This window comes from Pseudomonas sp. KB-10, assembly GCF_018221585.1.
In the GTDB taxonomy this organism is placed as follows: domain Bacteria; phylum Pseudomonadota; class Gammaproteobacteria; order Pseudomonadales; family Pseudomonadaceae; genus Aquipseudomonas; species Aquipseudomonas yangonensis.
Genome location: NZ_QYYB01000003.1, coordinates 221877 through 243580, shown reverse-complemented (window position 1 = coordinate 243580; position 21704 = coordinate 221877). Strand labels below are relative to the sequence as shown.

General features: G+C 62.1%; 19 protein-coding genes. 9 read left to right on the top strand and 10 right to left on the bottom strand.

Annotated features, from left to right (window positions below; genetic code table 11):
* Positions 1-84: 84 nt before the first annotated feature.
* Both lexA and sulA read left to right on the top strand, forming a co-directional pair.
* The gene (gene lexA / locus DXK50_RS09645) at positions 85-699 is read left to right on the top strand and encodes a transcriptional repressor LexA (RefSeq protein ID WP_212630167.1); all 615 of its coding nucleotides are present in this window, start codon (positions 85-87) and stop codon (positions 697-699) included.
* Between the two features lie 9 nt (positions 700-708).
* The gene (sulA, locus tag DXK50_RS09640) at positions 709-1179 is read left to right on the top strand and encodes an SOS-induced cell division inhibitor SulA (RefSeq protein ID WP_212630166.1); all 471 of its coding nucleotides are present in this window, start codon (positions 709-711) and stop codon (positions 1177-1179) included.
* A 63-nt stretch (positions 1180-1242) separates the two neighbouring features.
* Here sulA and DXK50_RS09635 read toward each other — a convergent pair whose 3' ends face one another.
* The 6 genes from DXK50_RS09635 to fadB form a co-directional block, all read right to left on the bottom strand.
* On the bottom strand, positions 1243-1482 hold the full coding sequence (locus tag DXK50_RS09635) for a hypothetical protein (protein WP_090426226.1): 240 nt from the start codon (positions 1480-1482) through the stop codon (positions 1243-1245).
* An 81-nt stretch (positions 1483-1563) separates the two neighbouring features.
* A complete protein-coding gene (locus DXK50_RS09630; RefSeq protein WP_212630165.1) occupies positions 1564-2082 on the bottom strand; it encodes a DUF6586 family protein in 519 nt (172 codons plus the stop codon).
* 142 nt (positions 2083-2224) lie between these two features.
* Positions 2225-4831: a type I DNA topoisomerase gene (gene topA, locus DXK50_RS09625; RefSeq protein WP_212630164.1), complete on the bottom strand. Its 2607-nt coding sequence runs from the start codon at positions 4829-4831 to the stop codon at positions 2225-2227.
* Positions 4832-4936: 105 nt separating this feature from the next.
* A complete protein-coding gene (locus DXK50_RS09620) occupies positions 4937-5179 on the bottom strand; it encodes a DUF1653 domain-containing protein (protein WP_212630163.1) in 243 nt (80 codons plus the stop codon).
* 73 nt (positions 5180-5252) lie between these two features.
* Positions 5253-6428, bottom strand: a complete 1176-nt coding sequence (gene fadA, locus DXK50_RS09615; RefSeq protein ID WP_212630162.1) for an acetyl-CoA C-acyltransferase FadA — start codon at positions 6426-6428, stop codon at positions 5253-5255.
* 173 nt (positions 6429-6601) lie between these two features.
* Positions 6602-8749, bottom strand: a complete 2148-nt coding sequence (gene fadB / locus DXK50_RS09610) for a fatty acid oxidation complex subunit alpha FadB (protein ID WP_212630161.1) — start codon at positions 8747-8749, stop codon at positions 6602-6604.
* Positions 8750-9215: 466 nt separating this feature from the next.
* Here fadB and DXK50_RS09605 point away from each other — a divergent pair, with 466 nt between their 5' ends.
* The gene (locus DXK50_RS09605; protein ID WP_212630160.1) at positions 9216-10037 is read left to right on the top strand and encodes a hypothetical protein; all 822 of its coding nucleotides are present in this window, start codon (positions 9216-9218) and stop codon (positions 10035-10037) included.
* 151 nt (positions 10038-10188) lie between these two features.
* Positions 10189-10638: a universal stress protein gene (locus DXK50_RS09600; RefSeq protein WP_161866488.1), complete on the top strand. Its 450-nt coding sequence runs from the start codon at positions 10189-10191 to the stop codon at positions 10636-10638.
* Between the two features lie 90 nt (positions 10639-10728).
* Here the strand turns inward: DXK50_RS09600 and DXK50_RS09595 are convergent, their stop codons facing one another.
* Both DXK50_RS09595 and DXK50_RS09590 read right to left on the bottom strand, forming a co-directional pair.
* A complete protein-coding gene (locus tag DXK50_RS09595) occupies positions 10729-11415 on the bottom strand; it encodes a DUF6901 family protein (RefSeq protein ID WP_161866489.1) in 687 nt (228 codons plus the stop codon).
* An 18-nt stretch (positions 11416-11433) separates the two neighbouring features.
* Complete coding sequence (locus tag DXK50_RS09590) at positions 11434-13359, bottom strand: ATP-binding cassette domain-containing protein (protein WP_161866490.1); 1926 nt, start codon at positions 13357-13359, stop codon at positions 11434-11436.
* A gap of 235 nt (positions 13360-13594) precedes the next feature.
* Between DXK50_RS09590 and DXK50_RS09585 the strand changes: the two genes are divergently transcribed.
* Positions 13595-15523, top strand: coding sequence for a transglycosylase SLT domain-containing protein (locus tag DXK50_RS09585; RefSeq protein WP_212630159.1), 1929 nt, complete (start codon positions 13595-13597; stop codon positions 15521-15523).
* Positions 15524-15589: 66 nt separating this feature from the next.
* On the opposite strand, the gene DXK50_RS09580 is transcribed toward DXK50_RS09585, so the two are convergent.
* Together DXK50_RS09580 and DXK50_RS09575 are read right to left on the bottom strand one after the other, a co-directional pair.
* Complete coding sequence (locus DXK50_RS09580) at positions 15590-16396, bottom strand: MOSC domain-containing protein (protein WP_212630158.1); 807 nt, start codon at positions 16394-16396, stop codon at positions 15590-15592.
* Positions 16397-16471: 75 nt separating this feature from the next.
* A complete protein-coding gene (locus DXK50_RS09575) occupies positions 16472-17404 on the bottom strand; it encodes a chemotaxis protein CheV (RefSeq protein WP_212630157.1) in 933 nt (310 codons plus the stop codon).
* 318 nt (positions 17405-17722) lie between these two features.
* Here DXK50_RS09575 and DXK50_RS25160 point away from each other — a divergent pair, with 318 nt between their 5' ends.
* The 4 genes from DXK50_RS25160 to DXK50_RS09555 are packed head-to-tail and all read left to right on the top strand — an operon-like array spanning position 17723 to position 21699.
* Positions 17723-18751 (top strand): methyl-accepting chemotaxis protein, encoded by a 1029-nt coding sequence (locus DXK50_RS25160; protein ID WP_283088677.1) that lies wholly within the window; start codon positions 17723-17725, stop codon positions 18749-18751.
* Between the two features lie 21 nt (positions 18752-18772).
* Positions 18773-19138 (top strand): response regulator, encoded by a 366-nt coding sequence (locus tag DXK50_RS09565; protein WP_003245288.1) that lies wholly within the window; start codon positions 18773-18775, stop codon positions 19136-19138.
* Position 19139: 1 nt separating this feature from the next.
* Positions 19140-19466 carry an STAS domain-containing protein gene (locus DXK50_RS09560; protein WP_161866495.1) on the top strand — a complete coding sequence of 109 codons (327 nt, stop codon included), beginning with the start codon at positions 19140-19142 and terminating at the stop codon, positions 19464-19466.
* Positions 19467-19479: 13 nt separating this feature from the next.
* Positions 19480-21699 carry a chemotaxis protein CheA gene (locus tag DXK50_RS09555; protein WP_212630155.1) on the top strand — a complete coding sequence of 740 codons (2220 nt, stop codon included), beginning with the start codon at positions 19480-19482 and terminating at the stop codon, positions 21697-21699.
* Positions 21700-21704 lie beyond the last annotated feature (5 nt).

The window sequence follows — 21704 nt, the reverse complement described above, 5'->3', positions numbered from 1 at the left end:
AACAGGCGCCAGCAAATAGATCGTTGCCAAGCTCCGCTTACTGTATATAATTCCAGTCACTGTATAAAAAGACAGAGCCCAGCCATGCTGAAACTGACGCCCCGCCAAGCCGAAATTCTCGCCTTCATCAAACGCTGCCTGGAAGACAACGGGTACCCCCCTACCCGCGCGGAAATCGCTCAGGAACTGGGGTTCAAATCACCCAATGCAGCAGAAGAGCATCTCAAGGCCCTTGCCCGCAAAGGCGCCATCGAGATGACCCCGGGCGCATCGCGTGGCATCCGCATCCCAGGTTTCGAGGCAGGTGCCGCGAACGAGGATGAAGGCCTGCCGGTGATCGGCCGTGTCGCCGCCGGCGCACCGATCCTCGCACAGCAACATGTCGAGGAATCCTGCCAGATCAACCCGGCATTCTTTCAGCCCAAGGCCGACTATCTGCTGCGTGTCCGCGGCATGAGCATGAAGGATATCGGTATTTTCGATGGTGATCTGCTCGCCGTACATACCACACGCGAAGCACGTAACGGCCAGATCGTCGTCGCCCGCATCGACGACGAAGTGACGGTCAAGCGCTTCAAGCGCGAGGGCAACAAGGTCTGGCTGATTGCCGAAAACCCTGAATTCGCCCCGATCGAAGTGGACCTGGAGCACCAGGACCTGATCATCGAAGGTTTGAGTGTCGGTGTAATTCGCCGCTGAGGAAACGCCATGCAAATGCAGCCGTCGTTCGTGCGCCCACAACTTCCCCTTTTCGACGCCTTTCTTGCCGGTGTGTCGGGCGAGCCAGTGGTTACCGAGGACATCGCCCATAGCGAGGATGATCAGGCTTTCAGCGAGCTGGCTCTACGCGGCGCGACCGGCCACTGCCTGCATTTGCTGGCGCCGATTCTGCGCGAGCTGAGTCAGAATCAGGATGCACGCTGGCTGAGCCTGGTGGCGCCGCCTGCAAGCCTGACTCAGGCCTGGCTACGCGACGCAGGCCTGAACCGAGAGCGCATCCTGCTGCTACATCCGCGACAAGGGCAAAGCGCTCTGGAGTTGGCCGAGGAAGCGCTCAAGCTGGGCCGAAGCCATACGGTGATCAGCTGGCTGCACCCGGTAGAGCGCAGCACTCGCCAGCGCCTGGCGCTGGCTGCCACTAGCGGTGGCGCGCAGAGTCTGAATATCAGCCTGGGCTGAAGCATTCAAGCAAATGAAAACGGGGCTCCATTGGAGCCCCGTTTACATTATGTCGCAGCAGCTTCAGTGCAGAACGCGCGGCCCTTCATCTTCTTCGCTACTGAAATCCCCCTCGGCCATTCGACCGGCCATCTGCACGCCGACATTGAGCATGGCCTTGGCCACCTCGATATGCTGGCCCTGCAGGAAAGCCTTGGCATCCGCGGAGAAGTCCAGAGTCACCAATGCCTCTTCATCCTCTGCGCGACGCAGGGCAATACGCCCATCGGGCAGTTCGACGATTTCCAGAAAGGATGTAGGCATTGGCTCAGTCTCTGTGCAAAAACGCGACATTATAACAGCCAGCCGGAGTCATCCCCAGCCCACTGGTCCAGTTAAACGCAATCAGCATTCGCTGAGGCCTTCACGAAAACGCAACACCAAGGCCTTGAGCTGCTGACGCCAGGCATCGATATCATCGAGGTTCAGCTCGACAGGTTCTTCGCCGACGCTGACAGCCGTGATCAACGGCATCGACGGATCGACCTTGGCCTTGCGCGCCTCGCGCGGCGGCTGGAACAGCTCGGCATAGGCAGTCAGCAACTGCGCCAGCCAGGTTTCACGCTGCTGCGCCAGTTCGACCAGCTCAGCCAGTTCCGGGCTGGGCGATCCCTCAAGCACCGCCTGCTGAACGAAAGCCTCGACACGCGAAGGCGCGGCGTCGTTCATGCGGTAGTAGCCGGCAATCTCATGGCACAACCCGAGCAGGCCGCCGTAAAGGTGAAACAGCGCGGCCTCGCGCTCGGCCTGCACCAGCGCCTGAACATTGAATGCGGAGGAGGCCTCGGCCTTGCGCCAGTTATCCAGGGCAATGCCGGCGAAGAAGATCTTCTGATTGGTGCGGGTGTAGATTTCTTTGGCCATTACGGCGACCTCCACAACAGATCGGGTCATGATACGCGCGTCGACTACCAACCAGACGCGCATCTCGTCAGCCTTTCAGGCCCTTTTCCATCTTGCGAGCGACCATCACCAGGCAGACGCCTGCCAGCTCATGGGCAAAGCCCTAGCGCTTGTCCTCGACCTTCCACTTGCCACCATCAAAGAACGCACGCCAGCCAGTCGGCTTGCCATCCACCTCGGTCTGCACGTACTGCTCCTTGGTCTTGCGGCTGTAGCGGATCACCGCCGGGCGACCATCCGGATCCTTCTGCGGAGCGTCACAGAGGAAGTGGTACTTGGGATCGATCTCGTGCTTGTGCGGGACGATCTCCAGCACCAATGGCGCGCGCGTCTCGCGGTTCTTGGGGAACTGACTGGCAGCAAGGAACAGGCCCGATGCGCCGTCGCGCAGCACGTAGGTATCGTCCACCTTCTCGCACTTGAGCTCGGGCATTTCCACCTTGTCCATCTTCGGTGGCGCCGCTTCACCGTTCTTGAGCAGCTTGCGGGTGTTCTTGCAGCTCGGGTTGGTGCAACCGAAGAACTTGCCGAAACGGCCGGTCTTGAGCTGCATTTCGCTGCCGCACTTGTCGCATTCCAGACTCGGGCCTTCGTAGCCCTTGATGCGGTACTGCCCCTGCTCGATCTCGTAACCGGTGCAGTCCGGGTTGTTACCGCAGATGTGCAGCTTGCGGGTTTCATCCAGCAGATAGGCATCCATGGCCGTGGAGCAGATCGGGCAGCGATGCTTGCCCAGCAGCACGCGGGATTCGGACTCGCCCTCGTCGTCGGCTGCGATTTCGTCGCCCGGCACCAGATTGATGGTGGCCTTGCAGCGCTCCTTCGGCGGCAGCGCATAGCCGGAGCAACCGAGGAAAACCCCAGTGGAGGCGGTACGAATCATCATCGGCCGGCCGCACTCGCGGCACGGAATGTCGGTCAGGGTCGGCTGGTTGGCACGCATGCCGCCCTCGCCTGCCTCAGCGGCTTCGAGCTTCTTCTTGAAGTCGCCGTAGAATTCGTCGAGCAGGTTCTTCCACTCGCGCTCCCCCTGGGCCACATCGTCCAGATGCTCTTCCATGGTGGCGGTAAAGCCATAATCCATCAGGTTGGCGAAGCTCTCGTCGAGACGCTCGGTGACGATATCGCCCATTTTCTCGGCGTAGAAACGGCGGTTGTGCACCGTCACGTAGCCACGATCCTGAATGGTGGAGATGATCGCCGCGTAGGTGGATGGACGACCGATACCGCGCTTTTCCAGTTCCTTGACCAGGCTGGCTTCGGAGTAGCGTGCCGGTGGCTTGGTGAAGTGCTGGCTGGGGTCGAGCTGGATCAGCTTGAGCCCCTCGCCTTCCTTCATTTCCGGCAGGACATCGTCCTCGCCCGGCTTGCTCTGCTGCGGCAGCACACGGGTGTAACCATCGAACTTGAGGATGCGGCCCTTGGCGCGCAGCTCGAAGTCGCCAGCGGCTACGGTCACGCTGGTAGAGAGATATTCGGCTGGCGGCATCTGGCAGGCCACGAACTGACGCCAGATCAGGTCGTACAGACGCTCGGCATCGCGCTCCATACCGGACAGTTGAGTCGGACGCAGGTTGACGTCTGACGGACGAATCGCTTCGTGCGCCTCCTGAGCGCCTTCCTTGCTCGAATACAGATTGGGCTTGCCCGGCAGGTATTTGTCGCCGTACTCGCTGCCGATAAAGCCGCGTACCATCTCCACCGCGTCGGCCGACAGGTTGGTCGAGTCGGTACGCATATAGGTGATGTAGCCGGCCTCGTAGAGACGCTGAGCCATCATCATGGTCTTCTTCACGCCGAAGCCCAGGCGGTTGCTCGCTGCCTGCTGCAGGGTCGAGGTGATGAAAGGCGCCGACGGCTTGCTGCTGGTCGGACGGTCTTCACGCTTGACCACGCTGTAGCTGGAGGCCTTGAGCTTCTCCAGCGCAGCCATGGCCTGCGCTTCATTGACCGGTTTGAAGGCCGCACCGCCTTCACGGACCACCTCGAAACGCACCTTGGCATTCTTCGCCGTGCCCAGATCGGCGTGTACTTCCCAGTATTCTTCCGGGACGAAGGCGCGAATTTCCTTCTCGCGCGCCACCACCAGTTTCACCGCCACCGATTGCACGCGGCCGGCGGACAGACCACGGGCGATCTTGGCCCACAACAGCGGCGAGACCATGTAGCCCACCACGCGGTCGAGGAAGCGCCGCGCCTGCTGCGCGTTGACACGGTTGATATCCAGTTCGCCGGGCTTGGAGAAGGCTTCCTGAATCGCCTTCTTGGTGATCTCGTTGAACACCACACGCTTGTAGCGGCTGTCGTCGCCGCCGATGGACTCGCGCAGGTGCCAGGCGATGGCTTCCCCCTCGCGGTCCAAGTCGGTTGCGAGATAGATGGTGTCGGCATCCTTGGCCAGGCGACGCAGTTCCTCGATCACCTTTTCCTTGCCGGGCAGGATCTCGTACTTGGCCTTCCAGCCATGCTCGGGGTCGACACCCATGCGCGCGAACAGCTGACGCTTGGCCTTTTCCTTGGGCGACAGCGCAGGCGCCTCGGCAGCGGCTTTGCCGCGCTTGGCCGGCTCCTTGGCGGCGCTTGCCGAGCCGCTGGTAGGCAGGTCACGGATGTGGCCGATGCTCGACTTCACCACGTACTGGCTGCCCAGATACTTGTTGATGGTCTTGGCCTTGGCCGGGGATTCCACGATGACCAGCGATTTGCCCATGGATCAGAGAATTCCTAAAATTGCGAAATATAGAAGGCAGGGAGCCTTGAGGCCCCGCTATATATAGTGGCGACCGAGCGAAGGTCAAGCGCAGGGGCTGCTCAGTCAGACTTCCGAACTGCCGATAGGACTGACTTCGGCCTGAATCAAAGCAAAGCGTGGAACGCGCCTGCCGTCCACTTCGACCTCTTCGCAGAACATGCTCAGCGGCCGCACCCAAAGGCCGAATTCGCCGTACAGCGCCTGATAAACCACCACCTCTTCCTCGGTTTCGGAATGACGTGCCACACCGAATACACGGTATTGCGGGCCTTTGTAGTGGCGATAGAGTCCTGGCTGCAACTGCATTGAGAGGTTCCCGATAAAAAAGCCTTAAAAAGCAAAACCGGGGCACTGGGCCCCGGTTTCTGTCCGCTTACGCTTAAACGCGTTCGAAGACGGTGGTGATGCCTTGGCCAAGGCCCACGCACATGGTGGAAACACCGAGGGTGCCACCGTTCTGCTTCATGACGTTGAGCAGGGTACCGGAGATACGGGCCCCGGAACAACCGAAGGGGTGACCCAGGGCGATGGCGCCGCCGTGCAGGTTGACCTTCTCTTCCATCTTGTCGAGCAGTTTCAGATCCTTCAGCACCGGCAGGGCCTGGGCGGCGAAGGCTTCGTTGAGCTCGACGAAATCGATGTCGGCCATGGTCAGACCGGCGCGCTTGAGCGCCTTCTGAGTGGACGGCACCGGGCCGTAGCCCATGATCGCCGGATCGACGCCGGCAACGGCCATGGCGCGAACCACGGCCATCGGTGCGATACCCAGGTCCTGAGCACGCTGGGCGCTCATGACGATCATGCAGGAAGCGCCGTCGGTGATCTGCGAGGAGGTGCCCGCAGTTACGGTGCCGCCTTTCGGGTTGAAGGCAGGCTTCAGGGTAGCCAGGCTTTCAAGGGTGGTTTCCGGACGAATGGTTTCGTCATAGTCGAACATCTTGAGGAAACCATTCTCGTCGTAGCCCTGCATCGGGATGATCTCATCCTTGAACTTGCCTTCGACGGTGGCCTTGTGTGCCAGGCGGTGAGAACGCTCACCGAAGGCGTCCTGCGCCTCGCGGCTGATGCCGTGCATCTTGCCCAGCATCTCGGCGGTCAGGCCCATCATGCCGGACGCCTTGGCGGCGTACAGCGACAGGTGCGGGTTCGGATCGACGCCGTGCATCATGCCAACGTGGCCCATGTGCTCCACGCCGCCGACGACGAACACGTCACCGTTACCGGTCTGGATCGCCTGCACGGCGGTGTGCAGAGCGCTCATGGACGAACCGCACAGGCGGCTGACGGTCTGACCGGCGCTGGTGTGCGGGATCTGGGTCATCAGCGACGCCATGCGCGCGATGTTCCAGCCCTGCTCCAGGGTCTGGTTGACGCAGCCCCAGATCACGTCCTCGACTTCAGCCGGGTCGATCTTGGAGTTGCGCTCCAGCACTTTGCTGATCAGGTGCGCGGACATGGTCTCGGCACGGGTGTTGCGGTGCATGCCGCCCTTGGAACGACCCATCGGGGTGCGGCCGAAGTCGACGATCACTGCATCTCTAGGATTCAGGCTCATATATTCACTCTCACTCTAGTCGTTGCGCGCTACAGGCTGGTGAAAAACTGACTGCGTTGCCATTGCTGCGTTAGAAACAGGCTCAAAATGCTCATTTACAACACGTAAACTCCGCTTTTTCGCCTGTTTCTGCCTTGCACTGGCCGCCTCGTCCACGTTTTTCAAACAGCCTGTTAACCGAAGAACTTCTGGCCCTTGGCGGCCATTTCGCGAAGCTTGGCGGTCGGGTGGTACAGCGCGCCCAGGTCGGCGTACTTGTCGGCCAGGGCGACGAACTCGGCGACACCGATGGAATCGATGTAGCGCAGCGCACCGCCACGGAAGGGAGGGAAGCCGATGCCGTAGATCAGGCCCATATCGGCCTCGGCTGCGGTATCGACGATGCCGTCTTCCAGGCAACGAACGGTTTCCAGGCACAGCGGGATCATCATGAAGTTGATGATGTCCTCGTCGGTGACTTCGCGCTCTTCGACCACGATGGACTTGAGCAGCTCGTAAGCTTCAGGGTCGGAGACCTTCTTCGGCTTGCCGCGCTTGTCGGTCTCGTAGGCGTAGAACCCCTTGCCGTTCTTCTGGCCCAGGCGATTGGCTTCGTACATCACGTCGACAGCGGTCTTGCCTTCCACCGCCATGCGGTCCGGGAAGCCTTCTGCCATCACGTCACGGCCGTGGTGGCCGGTGTCGATGCCGACCACGTCGGAGAGGTAGGCCGGACCCATGGGCCAGCCGAACTTCTCCATGACCTTGTCGATGCGCACGAAGTCGACACCGAAGCCCAGCAGCTTGGAGAAGCCGCCGAAGTACGGGAACAGCACGCGGTTGACCAGGAAGCCCGGGCAGTCGTTGACCACGATCGGGTTCTTGCCCATCTTCTTGGCATAGGCCACGGTGGTGGCCACGGCCACTTCGCTGGACTTCTCGCCACGGATGACTTCCACCAGCGGCATCATGTGCACCGGGTTGAAGAAGTGCATGCCGACGAAATTTTCCGGACGTTTGAGCGCCTGGGCCAGCAGGGAGATGGAGATGGTCGAGGTGTTGGAGGCCAGGATGGCGTCCTCACGCACCACGTCTTCCACTTCGGCCAGCACGATCTGCTTGACCTTGGGGTTCTCGACCACGGCTTCGACGACGATGTCGACATTGCCGAAATCACCGTAGGACATGGTCGGACGGATGGCGTTGAGGGCTTCGGCCATCTTCGCCGGGGTCATGCGGCCCTTCTCGACGCGCTTGCCGAGCAGCTTGGAAGCCTCGGAAAGGCCCATCTGGATACCCTCTTCACGGATATCCTTCATCAGGATCGGGGTGCCCTTGGACGCCGACTGGTAGGCGATGCCGCCGCCCATGATGCCGGCGCCGAGTACGGCAGCCAGTTTCACGTCGCGGGCGATTTCGTCGTGGTGCTTGGCCTTCTTCTTCAGTTCCTGATCGTTCAGGAACAGGCCGATCAGGCTCTCGGCGACCGAGGTCTTGGCCAGCTTGACGAAGCCGGCGGCCTCGACTTCCAGGGCCTTGTCGCGGCCGAAGTTGGCAGCCTTCTGAATGGTCTTGATCGCCTCGACCGGAGCCGGGTAGTTCGGGCCGGCCTGGCCAGCGACGAAGCCCTTGGCGGTCTCGAAGCACATCATCTGCTCGATGGCATTGAGCTTGAGTTTTTCCAGCTTGGGCTGACGCTTGGCCTTGTAGTCCAGCTCGCCGGAGATGGCGCGCTTGATCAGATCCAGCGCGGCGTCCTTGAGCTTGGCGGGGGCGACGACAGCATCGACGGCGCCGACTTTCAGCGCCTCTTCCGCGCGGTTTTCCTTGCCGGAGGCGATCCATTCGACGGCGTTGTCGGTACCGATCACGCGCGGCAGACGCACGGTACCGCCGAAGCCCGGGTAGATGCCCAGTTTGACTTCCGGCAGACCAATCTTGGCGGTTTCACTCATTACGCGGTAGTCACCGGCCAGGCACATCTCGAAACCGCCACCCAGGGCGATGCCGTTGATGGCGACTACGGTGGGCACGGCGAGGTCTTCGAAATCACTGAAGATCTTGTTGGCTTCGAGGTTGCCAGCCACCAGCTCTTCGTCGGGGAGTTTGAAATTGTCGACGAACTCGGTGATATCGGCACCGACGATGAACACGTCCTTGCCACTGGTGACAATCACGCCCTTGATCGAACCGTCGGCCTTGATCGCGTCGACGGAGGCGCGCAGCTCGTTGAGGGTAAGACGGTTGAATTTGTTGACGGACTCACCCTTGAGATCGAAATTCAATTCGACGATGCCGCTCTCAAGAGCCTTAACCGTGATGGCTTTACCTTCGTAAATCATCAACTGATCTCCACGGTATGGAAGCTGAACAGTACACATCGGAGCCAACCGGCAGGCCAACTCTCGGCATAGCCGCGAGCATAGCTCCAATCGGTACGACACACCCACCGACGCGATATTCGGGCTGTAACGGCGCGCCTGACCAGGCAAACGCTCAATTCATACGCCCGTTTGATTTGGGTGTGCACACCATCGGGGAAAAGCCTGCGCTTGTCAATTGGCCAGTTTTCGTCGTTTTCCCGACGTTTTCTGCAGGCCTGGTCATTCGCGGGCTCCAGCGGCTTTCGATAAACCGCGTCAATATCGCGCCATTGCGCGAGTTTTCCTGGGTGTTGCTGGCGTATCCGAACGCCTAGCCAAACGCCCAAGCTACGGGTACATTCGTCTCACTTTCGGCTGGCACAGGGCCATCCGCGAGCAATACAAAAACAAATCGAGCCCCAAGATGGGCCACACGGAGTCACCAATGTCGAGCCGCCGTTCGCTTGCATTTCCGCTGAGCACTCTGCTCCTGTTCCTCCTGGCATCGCTCACCTCCCCCCTACTCAACGCCGCACCGGCCGATGATCTGCTGCGCCTGCACCAACTGCGCCTGGCGACGCAGAAGAGCCTGGGCGACTTCTACATGTACAACGGCATGGAAGGCGACCAGCGCTACGCCCGGATGATTGGCGAATCCCTGCAGGAGGGCCAGGCGCACCTTGACGGCCTGGGCGAGATGCCGGGTGACGCCAGCAGAGCGCTGCATACTCAACTTCAAAACGGCTGGCAGAGCTACCGCAGCGGGCTGCAGGCCGTGATGGAAGCGATGCGGCGCCAGGGCTACACCGACCTGCAGCCGATTGCCGACCTGGCTGCCAACAACCAGCGCCTCATGGCCATTAGTCAGGAGCTGTACCAGAAGATTCAGCAAGAAAGCGGCTTCAGCGTACCGCCACTGACTCAGAAGAGCCGCGAGCAGAGCCTGCTGATGCAGAACATCGCGCTGGACTATGCATCACGCAGCGCCTCGGTCGGCACCAGTTTCTTTGGCGGCGGCGAAGAGCGCGCCATCGATGAGTTGGTCGGCGAGTTCGCCAGTCAACTCGACAACCTCAGCGCCGCCCAGCAGAACACCCCGCAGATCAGCGCTGCGCTGGGCTCCATCGAAACCAAATGGCGTTACATCGAGAAATCTCTGCGCAACTACAATGAGAACACCGTACCTTTTTTGATCAGCAAGTATTCCGACAGCATCATCGAGGGCCTGGAAGGCGTTGCAGCGCAGTACGCCGCCGGCCAACAATGATGCCAATGATTTCCGGCCTGCCTGGCCCTGCCCCCGCCCGGTGCTCGCACCGGGCTTTTCTTTGCCCGAATGATGACAATCCGCCCCTTATGGTGCACAACGGGGCCATACTTGCCACATAGCCATTTGCCCCTTCGAGGAGGATCCAACCATGCCCTACCAGCACATTCTGGTCGCCGTCGACCTGACCGAAGAATGCGACCCCGTAGTGGTCCGTGCGCAGAAGCTGGCCCAGGCCAGCGGTGCCAAGATGTCCCTGGTGCATATCGTCGAGCCGATGGCCATGGCCTTTGGCGGTGACGTGCCGATGGATCTGTCGATGCTGCAGCAACAGCAGTTCGAGCAGGCCCGCGAGCGCCTGGACAGCTTCACAGGCAAGTACCCGGAACTCACCGCCGACCAGCGCCATCTGGCGTATGGCCAACCGCGTCAGGAAATCCACCGTCTGGCCGAAGAACAAGGCTGCGATCTGATCGTGGTCGGCAGCCATGGCCGCCACGGCCTGGCCCTGCTGCTGGGTTCCACGGCCAATGACGTGCTGCACGGCGCGCCCTGCGATGTGCTCGCCGTGCGTTTGAAGAAAGCGGAAAAAGGCGCTTGAGATCGCGTCGCGGCTGAAGCCCCTCCCACAGTAGCCGCGTTGGCTCTGCCCGTGGGAGGCGCTTCAGCGGCGAGTTTTTTGGCTTCGCCCCTACTCGAACGACTCGCCCGCGCTCATGACCAGCGGGCGGATCTTCTGCAGTTGGGTTTCCAGCGACACCGTCATGCTCGACGACATCGAGAAGAAGGTGAGAAAGGCCTTGAGATTGGAGTCGTCTTCACAGGTGTCGTGAATACGCTGCCAGAAAGCCTGGTTGACCAGCTTGAGTTGCTGGAACAGGCGCACCAGGCCTTTCAGTTCCCAGTCGGCCAGACGCCCTTCGCGCATGTTGAAGTACTGCCGCGTCAGATACAGCGATACCGCGCGCAGGATGAACTCCTGGTTGTTGGCAAAGGGCAGGTGGTGCTGCGCCATGGGTTTCAGGCGAGCCAGCACCGGGCAGGCGCTGGTAGCCATGATCACCCCGAGCAGTGCGCGCAGCCCCTCCTCCAGGCCGACATGCTTGGTGTACTCACGCTCCGGCGTGCGTACCCAGACACTGGCCTTCTTGAATGCCGGCAGGCCACGGAAGTCCTCGATCACCCGGTGCAGATCGACTGCAGCCGGGCAATGGCTGAACTGCTCGCGACTGAGCGGGCAATTGCTGCACTGCTGATGTCCGAGGCGCGTCCAGGCGGGTGCCTGCTGCGCCTGCGCGGGGTCATATTCGCGATTCAACTCGATCCGATAGCTGAACTGATGATTGTCGTCGAGAGTAATGCGGTACTCGATGGCCATTGCCCGTTCGTTCCTTCGTCAGCCTTCCAGCTCTGCCCAGCGCTCGAGCAAGACGTCCATTTCCTTCTGCAAGCTGTCGAGACGCGCCAGTACTTCCGTGGTGATCTGCACCGGCTGCTGATAGAAGGCAGGATCGGATACCTGCTCCTGTACCGCGGCCATTTCCTGCTCCAGGGCGTCGATCTGCCCGGGAATCGCTTCCAGCTCGCGCTGCAGCTTGTAGCTTAGTTTCTTTTTCGCAGGCTCCGAGCTCTCCTGCGCGGGAGTCGTTGCGACCGGGGTCGGTGCTTCGACGATGGCCGTGGCCAGCTCGGCCTTGCCGGATTTGCTTTCACCCACCCCGAGCAGGCGTGGCGAGCCGCCCTGACGCAGCCAGTCCTGATAGCCACCGACGTACTCGCGCACCTTGCCTTCGCCCTCGAACACCAGGGTGCTGGTCACGACATTATCGAGGAAGGCACGGTCGTGGCTGACCATCAACACGGTGCCGGGGAAATTGAGCAGCACTTCTTCGAGCAGTTCCAGGGTTTCTACGTCCAGATCGTTGGTCGGTTCGTCCAGCACCAGGAGGTTGGCCGGCTTGCTGAACAACTTGGCGAGCAACAGTCGTGCCCGTTCGCCACCCGATAGCGCCTTGACGGGGGTACGGGCCCGCTGCGGACTGAACAGGAAGTCGCCCAGGTAGCTCAGCACATGGCGGTTCTGGCCATCGATAGTGATAAAGTCGCGGCCTTCGGCAACGTTGTCGATCACCGTCTTTTCCGGATCGAGCTGGTGACGCAATTGGTCGAAATACGCCACTTCCAGTTTGGTGCCGACCTCGATGCTGCCGCTGCTTGGCTGCAGATCACCCAGCAACAGCTTCAGCAGCGTGGTCTTGCCGGTACCGTTGGCACCCAGCAGACCGATGCGGTCGCCGCGCTGCAGGACCATGGAGAAATCCTTGACCAGAAACGGGCCACCGGCATGGGCAAAGCTGACGTTCTCCGCCACCATCACCTGCTTGCCGGACTTGTCCGCGGTCTCCAGCTGGATATTCGCCTTGCCCTGACGCTCGCGGCGCTCGGCACGCTCGGCACGCATCGCCTTGAGCGCACGCACGCGGCCCTCGTTGCGGGTGCGGCGGGCCTTGATGCCCTGGCGAATCCACACCTCTTCCTGGGCAAGGCGCTTGTCGAAAAGCGCGTTGGCAGTTTCCTCGGCAGCCAGTTGCTGCTCCTTGTGCACCAGGAAGCTGGCGTAGTCGCCGTTCCAGTCGATCAGGCCGCCACGGTCCAGTTCGAGAATGCGTGTGGCCAGGTTCTGCAGGAAGGAGCGGTCGTGGGTGATGAACAGCACGGCACCACCGAAGTCCTTCAGCGCCTCTTCCAGCCAGGCGATGGCGCCGATATCCAGGTGGTTGGTGGGCTCGTCGAGCAGCAGCAGATCCGGCTCGGACACCAGTGCCTGGGCCAGCAGCACACGACGGCGCCAGCCACCGGAGAGTTCGGCCAGGGTCTTGTCCGCCGGCAACTGCAGGCGGCTCAAGGTGCTGTCGACCAGCTGCTGCAGACGCCAGCCGTCTTTGGCTTCCAGCTCCTGCTGCACGTGCATCAGTTGCTCGAGATCGTCATCGCCGTGGATGTTCTGCGCCAGGTGGTGATAACGCGCCAGCAGCTCGCCGACGCCGGCCAGGCCTTCGGCAACCACGTCGAAGACCGTGCGCTCATCGGCGCGCGGCAGCTCCTGCGGCAACTCGCCGATTTTCAACCCAGGAGCACGCCAAATCTCGCCGTCGTCCGGCATCTGGTCGCCCTTGACCAGGCGCAGCATGCTCGACTTGCCCGTGCCGTTGCGGCCGATGATGCACACCCGCTCACCCCGCGCGATCTGCCAGGACACTCCATCGAGCAGGGGCATGGCGCCATAGGCGAGGGATACGTCGGCAAACTTGAGCAGGGTCATGGGCATCTCCAGAAACAGGCGGCGCATTCTACCCGAGTTGCCAGCCGACTGTTGCCGTTTCCACGGGGAGACAGACGTGACGCCCATACACAAGCTGACGCAGGCACGCGCATTTTTGCTGTATGTGTCCATCCGGCCCGGCGGCATTCACCGCGCCCTTGTGAAAGGCTAAGCTAGAAGCATGCAACGACACGGATCGTGTTGCCCCATACCTTTGCTTGCCCCTGGAAATGCCATGCGCAGTCGCTTTCTCTCTGTAGTTTCCTGTCTGATTCTTACCGCCACTGGCATCGCCAGTGTCGAAGCCGCCAGCCTCTCCCAGCAGCGCCAGTACTACGATGAAGCCAAGCGCGCCCTGGCCAAGGGCGACAGCGGCCCTTATCGCCAGTACGCCGGTGCACTGCGCGATTACCCGCTGACGCCGTATCTGGCCTATGACGAGCTGACCAATCGCCTCAAATCGGCGAGCAACGCCGAGATCGAGAAGTTTCTTGCCGAGCACGGGGACCTGCCCCAGGCGAACTGGATGAAGCTGCGCTGGTTGCGCTGGCTGGCCGAACGTGGCGACTGGAAACCCTTCCTCGATCACTACGACCCGGACCTCAACTTCACCGAACTGGATTGCCTGTACGGTCAATACCAGATGAGCCACGGTCTGACGGCCGAAGGTAATGCCACCGCCGAGAAGCTCTGGCTGGTGGGCAAGTCCCAGCCCAACGCCTGCGACCCGCTGTTCGAACGCTGGGCCGCCAATGGCCAGCTCACCGAACAACGCCGCTGGCAACGCACCAAGCTGGCGGTGGAAAGCGGCAACTACGGGCTGGCCAACTTCCTGATCAAAGGCATGCCCACGCTCGGCGAGCGCGGCAAACTGATGGTCGAAGTGGCGCAGAAGCCGCAACTGCTGAAGAACACCGCACGCTTCACCCCCGCCGATGACGCCATGAGCGATGTGGTCGGTCTCGGCCTGCGCCGCCTGGCCCGGCAGAATCCCGAAGACGCCCTCACCCTGCTCGACGGCTATGCCCAGCGCATGAAGTTCTCCGCCGACGAACAGGTCGCCATCGCCCGGCAGATCGGCCTGCGCCTGGCGCAACGCTTCGATTTGCGCGGCCTGCAGGTGATGGACAAGTACGATCCGCAGCTGCGTGACAACACCGTCAGCGAGTGGCGTGCACGCCTGCTGCTGCGCCATGGCCGTTGGGAAGAGGCCTACCAGCTGACCCAGCGCATGCCGTCCGACCTGGCCAGCAGCAACCGCTGGCGCTACTGGAACGCGCGCAGCCTGCAACTGGCGCAGCCCAACAGCCAACAACCAGCGGTGCTGTTCCAGGCCCTGGCCAAGGAGCGTGATTTCTACGGATTCATGGCAGCCGATCAGGTCAAGGCGCCCTACGCGCTGAACAACCAGCCACTGGCGCTCGACCCCAAGATCGTGCAGAAAGTGCGCAGCACCGCCGGCATCAAGCGCGCCATGGAATTTCATGCGCGCGGCCAGATCGTCGACGGTCGCCGCGAGTGGTATCACGTCAGCCGCCTGTTCAGCCGTGACGAACTGGTGGCCCAGGCGCGCCTGGCCTACGAAATGGAATGGTACTTCCCGGCCATCCGCACCATCAGCCAGGCCCAGTACTGGGACGACCTGGAAGTGCGCTTCCCCATGGCCCATCGCGACGAACTGGTCCGCGAAGCCAGACGCCGCGATCTGCACTCGAGCTGGGTATTCGCCATCACCCGTCAGGAAAGCGCCTTCATGGCCGACGCCCGCTCCCACGCCGGCGCCATGGGCCTGATGCAGCTGATGCCGGCTACTGCCAAGGAAACCGCGCGCAAGTTCGGCATCCCCCTGGCGTCGCCGCAACAAGCGCTCAACCCGGACACCAACATCCAGCTGGGTGCGGCCTATCTCAGCCAGGTGTACGGCCAGTTCAACGGCAACCGCGTGCTCGCCTCGGCCGCCTACAACGCCGGGCCGGGCCGTGTACGTCAGTGGCTGCGCGGCGCCAATCATCTGAGCTACGACGTCTGGGTGGAGAACATTCCGTTCGACGAGACCCGCCAGTACGTGCAGAACGTGCTGTCCTACTCGGTGATCTACGGTCAGAAGCTGGGCGCGCCGCACCCACTGGTGGCGTGGAACGAGCGTTTCTTCGACGATCAATAAGGGCAGCTGCAGGCTGCAGGCGATCCGCTTTTTCCTGGAGCCTGCGGCCTGTAGCCTCAAGCCGCTCTATTCCAGCACTTCTACCGGCATGCCCAGCTGCAGCTCGCCGATACCTCGCGGCAACAGGTTCTGCCCGAAGAACACATCACCCTCGCGTTCACGATAGGTCTTGAGCGTAGCCAGCGGCTCACGCCGGGCGTCTCGCTCGCCGGTCTGCGGATCGATGGTGGTGAGAATGCAGCGTGAGCAGCCCTTGGCCACCTCGAACTCCACCTCACCGATGCGGATGCGCTTCCAGCTGTCTTCGGCGTAGGGCTCGCTGCCGGTAACGACCAGGTTGGGACGGAAGCGCAGCATCGAGAGCGGCTGGCCGACACGCCGGGACAGATCGTCCAGCGAGGCCTGACCGATCAGCAGCAGCGGGAAACCATCGGCGAAGGCCACGCGATCACCCGGCTGGGCATAGGCGGTATCGACCTGGCGGGTGCGCCCTTCGGGTACCTGGACCAGACGGCAGGCCTTGCCCAGCAAGGCACTTAGCCACTCGGCGGCTTTATCGCCGGCATCCGGCACTCGCAGGCTGTCACGCCATACGATGACGCCACGCAGATCCTGCTCTGGGCCTGGCAGCGCAACGGAAAGATCGTCACGACCAGGCGCGCTCAGCGTGAGGCCGCCGCGCGCATCGTACAGCGCGCTCAGCTGGCTCATCTGCGGCAGCAGGCGTTGAGTGATGAAGCGGCCGTTATCGGCGTCGACCAGCATCCAGCGCCGATCACCATGCAGCCCAAGACCATCGACCGCACTGCGCTGCAAGGCCTCGCCGCGGCCGGACTTGAGCGGATAACGGTAAAGCCCCGAGAGACTCAGCATGGGTCAGCTTCCTGTTGGCAAAACGCCGTTATACGAGCTGACGCCCTCGCTCACAAGCACTGCGGACCTGCCGGCCTAGCTTGGCTCGTCCAGCGCGAGGCGCTGGCGGATCACATCCACCAGTTTGTCCGGCTGAAACTTGGAGAGGAAGTTGTCGCAACCGACCTTCTTCACCATCGCCTCGTTGAAGCTGCCGGACAGCGATGTGTGCAGTACCACGTAGAGGTCCTTGAGGCGCGGGTCATTACGAATTTCACTGGTAAGGCGATAGCCGTCCATTTCCGGCATCTCGGCATCGGTGAAGATCATCAGCAGCTTGTCGGTCATCACCTCGCCGGTGTCGGCCCACTTCTTCAGCAAGTTGAGCGCCTTCAGGCCATCGCTGGCCATATGCAGGCGGATGCCCAGTTGCGACAAGGTATCGCGCAACTGGCTGAGGGCGACGCTGGAGTCGTCCACCAGCAGCACCTCGCGACCGCGCGCCTTTTCCAGCAGCGGATCGGCAAGTTTTTCCTCGGAGACCTTGGTGCTCATCGGCACGATCTCGGCCAGCACCTTCTCGACGTCGATGACCTCGACGATCTGCTCGTCGACCTTGGTGATGGCGGTCAGGTAATGCTGACTACCAGCCCCGCCGGGCGGCGGCTGGATCGACTCCCAGTTGAGGTTGAGGATGCGATCGACGCTGCCGACCAGAAACGCCTGCACCGAACGATTGTACTCGGTGACGATGATGGTGCTGCGCTCATCCGGTACCAGAGGGCGCATGCCGATGGCCTGCGACAGGTCGATTACCGGGAGGGTCTGGCCACGCAGATTGACCACGCCGCAGACGAAACGGTGGCGTTGCGGCATCAGCGTCAGCTTGGGCATCTGCAGGACTTCCTGCACCTTGAACACGTTGATGGCGAACAACTGCCGGCCGGCCAGGCGGAACATGAGGATTTCCAGGCGGTTCTCGCCGACCAGTTGCGTGCGTTGATCTACTGAATCGAGAATGCCGGCCATCGCCTGCTCCTGCTGAAATATGAACGAATGCTGACCAGGCGCGAGCCGTGGCACGAGGTTATCGGCAGGCCCGGAAAAAGCCGTAGCTTGGCTTTCTGCCACCATACCCGCTGCCCTCTACAGATACCAGTCTGCCCCGCTGCAAACAATCGACATCGGGGCGCCCCTAGGGGCATCTAGGGGAGCCCCCGATACCGCAAAAACTCCCCCGTCTCTATCGTTGCTACATCCTCACTTCCGATAGAGATCCGCCACGTGATCGCCTACACCGCCCTATGGACAGGAATCGCCGTCAGCCTTGCCGGACTTCTTAGCGGCATGCCCTGGCTGGCTGGCGCAGGCTGTGCGCTGAGCGCACTGGCCGCGTGCTTTAACCGCCCGGCGCGCCCGGTTGCCGCGCGCAATGCTGCAAGCATAGATGAAGCTCCTGTCGACGCGACGCAACCTGCCAGCGTCGAACCACTGTTGCTGGAGGTGCTGCCGGCTTGGAGCCAGAACCTCGGTCACGTGCGCCAGCTGGTGCAGGAAAATATCCAGCGTCTGTTCGAGCGCTTCGCCGGGCTCAGCGGCCGTCTGGAGCAGACGCTGAACAGCTCCGAGCAGGCCATCGGCGGCGGCGGCGTGACTGCCAACCTGCGCGAGGCACATCGGCGCCTGGACGAAGTCATCGCCTCGTTCCATGGAGCGAGCGCGCGCAAGACCGAGCTGCTCGGCACCATCGCCCACCTGGACAGTTATGCCAGCGAGCTGCAGAAGATGTCCAAGCTGGTGCAGGACATCGCCAGTCAAACCAACCTGCTCGCGCTCAATGCCGCCATCGAGGCGGCGCGCGCCGGCGAACATGGCCGAGGCTTCTCGGTGGTCGCCGACGAAGTGCGCAAGCTCTCCAGCCTGTCGGCCGAGACCGGCCAGCGCATGGGCGAGAAGGTTGGTGAAATCAACCAGGCAATTCGCGCCACGGTAACAGCCGCCGAGGAACTGTCGGGCAGCGAGAAGAGCAATCTCGACTATCTGGACCAGGTCGCCGGCGAAGTGATGCAGCGCCTCAGCGCCAACCTCGATGAACTGTCCAGCAGCTCGCTGCAGCTGCAGCAGGACGCCCGCACCACCCAGGCAGACATTCAGGAAATCATCGTCAGCCTGCAATTCCAGGACCGCACCGACCAGATGCTCGACCACCTGCAGATCGATCTCGACCGCCTGCAGAAGGCGGTACGCGAGCAGGACGGCATTCTCGCCAACCCGACGCGCTGGCTGCGCGAACTGCGCGACCGCTTCACCACCGACGAAGAACGCCACGGTGGCCGGCGCAGCACCAAGCAGCAAGACGACGTGACCTTTTTCTGATTTGCCAAGGAGCAACCCGGCATGGCCAAGACCATTCTGATCGTCGACGACTCACTCTCAATGCGCCAACTGGTGAAGATGACCCTTTCCGGCGCCGGCCATACCGTGATCGAAGCGGTGGACGGGCGCGATGCCCTGAGCAAGCTCAACGGGCAGAAGATCAATCTGATCATCAGCGACGTGAACATGCCCAACCTCGACGGCATCGGCCTGGTCAAGGAAGTGAAGGCGCGCAACGAATATCGCTTCACCCCCATCGTCATGCTCACCACCGAAAGCGAACAGGGCAAGAAAGCCGAAGGCCAGGCCGCCGGTGCCAAGGCCTGGATCGTCAAGCCATTCCAGCCACAGCAACTGCTGGCGGCCGTGGACAAGCTGGCCAGCTGACATGTTCGAACTCATTCACGAGCCGCAGCAGCAGCCCGAACGCCTGACACTGATCGGCAGCCTGACCATCTACGAGGTGCGCCAGGCCCACGAGGCGCTTCTGGCTGCGTTGACGGGCAGCAGCGAAGGCGGTCACTGGCAACTCGTCATGGATCGGCTGGAGGAGATGGACAGCGCCGGCGCCCAGCTGTTGCTGGCCCTGCAGCGGCAGTTGAGCGAGCGCCAGACACGCCTGGAAGTGCTCAGTGCCGCCGAAGGTCCGCGCGAGCTGCTGGAGGTACTGCACCTGCATTCGCTCCTTCCTGCCAACCCCGCGGCGCAAGCCTGAGCCGGAGGCACAGATGCTCAATGGAGAACAATGGAGCCAGTTGCTCCGAGGTTTCATCGACGAAGCCGGCGACCTGATCAAACAGGCCGAGGAGTACCTGCTGCAGCTGGACCAGACGCCCGAGGACGAGGATGCCGTCAATGGCCTGTTTCGCGCCATGCACACCCTCAAGGGCTCCGCCGGGCTGTTCTCGCTGACACCGCTGGTCAGCTTCACCCATCACCTGGAAAGCCTGCTGATGTCGGTCCGCGACGGCCAGCGCAAGCTCGAGCCAGCGCTGATCTCGCTGATGCTGCGCTGCCTGGACGAGATCGCCAGCATGGTGGGGCTGATCGATGCCGATACCGGTGAGCTGCCGGTGGACGAGACCCACCAGAACGAGCTGATCGCCGCGCTGGCGGCCTATGGTGCTCCCGCACGCATCGAGCCTGAGGTCATTGCTGTTGACTCGTCTCCTGCCAAGTGCGCGCAACGAGGCCGTTTCGCCCGTTGCGCAAGCTGCGACACAGATGGTGCCTGGCATATTTCCCTGCGATTCGAAGCCGATCTGCTACGCAACGGTTTCGATCCCGCCTCCTTCGTTCGGTACCTGTCTCGTCTGGGCGACATACTTCGCCTCGAAGTCATCGACGAGGCCCTGCCCTCGCTGGCCGAAATGGATCCGGAAAGCTGCTACATCGGTCTGGAAATCGATCTGTGCAGCGAGGCCAGCAAGCTCGAAATCGAAGAGGTGTTCGAGTTCATCCATGACTTCTGCACCCTGCGCATCCTGCCGCCCAACAGCGCGCAGGAGGATTATCTGCGCCTGATTCAGGAACTGCCGGAAACCGATCAGCGTATCGGCAGCATCCTGATCGCCAGCGGCCTGCTCACCGAACACGAGCTGAATCAGGGCCTGGCCCTGCAGGCAAAGACCGAAGCGGAAAAGCCGCCATTGGGCAGTCTGCTGGTGGAGGAAGGCATGGTCCCGCCACAAGTGGTCAATGCCGCCCTGGCCAAACAGCAGTCGGTTCGCGAGAAACGCAGCCAGGAAAGCACTCAGATACGCGTCGCAGCGCACAAGCTCGACGAGCTGATCAACCTGGTCGGCGAGCTGGTGATCAGTGCCGCCGGCGCCCAGCTACGCGCGCAGGCCCATGGCGATGCCGCCTGCGTGGAGAGCACCCAGAGCGTCAACCAGCACGTCGAGCAGATCCGCGAGGCGGCGCTGAAACTGCGCATGATCGAGATCGGCGACACCTTCAACCGCTTCCATCGGGTGGTGCGCGACGTCAGCCAGCAACTGGGCAAGAACATTCGCCTGCAGATCCGCGGCGCCGATACCGAGCTGGACAAGTCGGTGATCGACAAGCTTGCCGACCCGCTCACCCACCTGGTGCGCAATGCCATCGATCACGGCATCGAGTCGGCCGAGCAGCGCCTGGCTGCAGGCAAGCCGGCCGAGGGCCAGCTGCAGCTCAATGCCTATCACGAGTCCGGGATGATCGTCATCGAAGTGGCCGACGACGGTCGCGGTCTGAATACCGAGCGTATCCGCCAGAAGGCGATCGACCGTGGCCTGATCGATGCGCAGGCCAACCTCGCCGAACAGGACATCCACGCGCTGGTGTTCGCCGCCGGTTTCTCCACCGCCGACAGCGTCTCCGATCTCTCAGGCCGCGGCGTTGGCATGGATGTGGTGCGCAGCGTCATCGACGGCCTGCGCGGCACCATCGAGATCGACTCGGTGCTGGGTGCCGGCTGTACGTTCCGCATCCGCCTGCCGCTGACCCTGGCGATCATCGACGGTTTCCTGATCAGCCTCGGCAACGAATACTTCGTAGTTCCCCTGGACATGGTCACCGAGTGCCTGGAAATGGACGCCGAACAACTCGGCGACAGCACCTACGGTTACCTGACCCTGCGCGGCAAACCACTGCCGTGCATTTCCCTGGCGGCGCACTTCGAGCTGCCGATCAGTCACAGCAAGCGCCGCAACATCGTGGTAGTCAATTTTGGCCGGCAACAGGCCGGGCTGGTGGTCGACAACCTGCACGGCGAACTGCAAACCGTGATCAAACCGCTGGGCCTGCTGTTCCAGCATCTGCAGGGCATAGGCGGTTCGACCATCCTGGGCAGCGGGCAGGTCGCCCTCATCCTGGATATCCCCAGCCTGTTCCGCCACCTGCAGAACCAGGTTGAAGCCAGTACCGGCAACTTTCGCCAATCCCGTATCGACATCAGTGGCTCCTGAGGAGT

Excerpts from the sequence above, each read along its gene's own strand:
- lexA (WP_212630167.1), top strand. The coding sequence starts at position 85 with ATGCTGAAACTGACGCCCCGCCAAGCCGAAATTCTCGCCTTCATCAAA.
- sulA (WP_212630166.1), top strand. The coding sequence starts at position 709 with ATGCAAATGCAGCCGTCGTTCGTGCGCCCACAACTTCCCCTTTTCGAC.
- DXK50_RS09635 (WP_090426226.1), bottom strand. The coding sequence starts at position 1,482 with ATGCCTACATCCTTTCTGGAAATCGTCGAACTGCCCGATGGGCGTATT.
- DXK50_RS09630 (WP_212630165.1), bottom strand. The coding sequence starts at position 2,082 with ATGGCCAAAGAAATCTACACCCGCACCAATCAGAAGATCTTCTTCGCC.
- topA (WP_212630164.1), bottom strand. The coding sequence starts at position 4,831 with ATGGGCAAATCGCTGGTCATCGTGGAATCCCCGGCCAAGGCCAAGACC.
- DXK50_RS09620 (WP_212630163.1), bottom strand. The coding sequence starts at position 5,179 with ATGCAGTTGCAGCCAGGACTCTATCGCCACTACAAAGGCCCGCAATAC.
- fadA (WP_212630162.1), bottom strand. The coding sequence starts at position 6,428 with ATGAGCCTGAATCCTAGAGATGCAGTGATCGTCGACTTCGGCCGCACC.
- fadB (WP_212630161.1), bottom strand. The coding sequence starts at position 8,749 with ATGATTTACGAAGGTAAAGCCATCACGGTTAAGGCTCTTGAGAGCGGC.
- DXK50_RS09605 (WP_212630160.1), top strand. The coding sequence starts at position 9,216 with ATGTCGAGCCGCCGTTCGCTTGCATTTCCGCTGAGCACTCTGCTCCTG.
- DXK50_RS09600 (WP_161866488.1), top strand. The coding sequence starts at position 10,189 with ATGCCCTACCAGCACATTCTGGTCGCCGTCGACCTGACCGAAGAATGC.
- DXK50_RS09595 (WP_161866489.1), bottom strand. The coding sequence starts at position 11,415 with ATGGCCATCGAGTACCGCATTACTCTCGACGACAATCATCAGTTCAGC.
- DXK50_RS09590 (WP_161866490.1), bottom strand. The coding sequence starts at position 13,359 with ATGACCCTGCTCAAGTTTGCCGACGTATCCCTCGCCTATGGCGCCATG.
- DXK50_RS09585 (WP_212630159.1), top strand. The coding sequence starts at position 13,595 with ATGCGCAGTCGCTTTCTCTCTGTAGTTTCCTGTCTGATTCTTACCGCC.
- DXK50_RS09580 (WP_212630158.1), bottom strand. The coding sequence starts at position 16,396 with ATGCTGAGTCTCTCGGGGCTTTACCGTTATCCGCTCAAGTCCGGCCGC.
- DXK50_RS09575 (WP_212630157.1), bottom strand. The coding sequence starts at position 17,404 with ATGGCCGGCATTCTCGATTCAGTAGATCAACGCACGCAACTGGTCGGC.
- DXK50_RS25160 (WP_283088677.1), top strand. The coding sequence starts at position 17,723 with ATGCCCTGGCTGGCTGGCGCAGGCTGTGCGCTGAGCGCACTGGCCGCG.
- DXK50_RS09565 (WP_003245288.1), top strand. The coding sequence starts at position 18,773 with ATGGCCAAGACCATTCTGATCGTCGACGACTCACTCTCAATGCGCCAA.
- DXK50_RS09560 (WP_161866495.1), top strand. The coding sequence starts at position 19,140 with ATGTTCGAACTCATTCACGAGCCGCAGCAGCAGCCCGAACGCCTGACA.
- DXK50_RS09555 (WP_212630155.1), top strand. The coding sequence starts at position 19,480 with ATGCTCAATGGAGAACAATGGAGCCAGTTGCTCCGAGGTTTCATCGAC.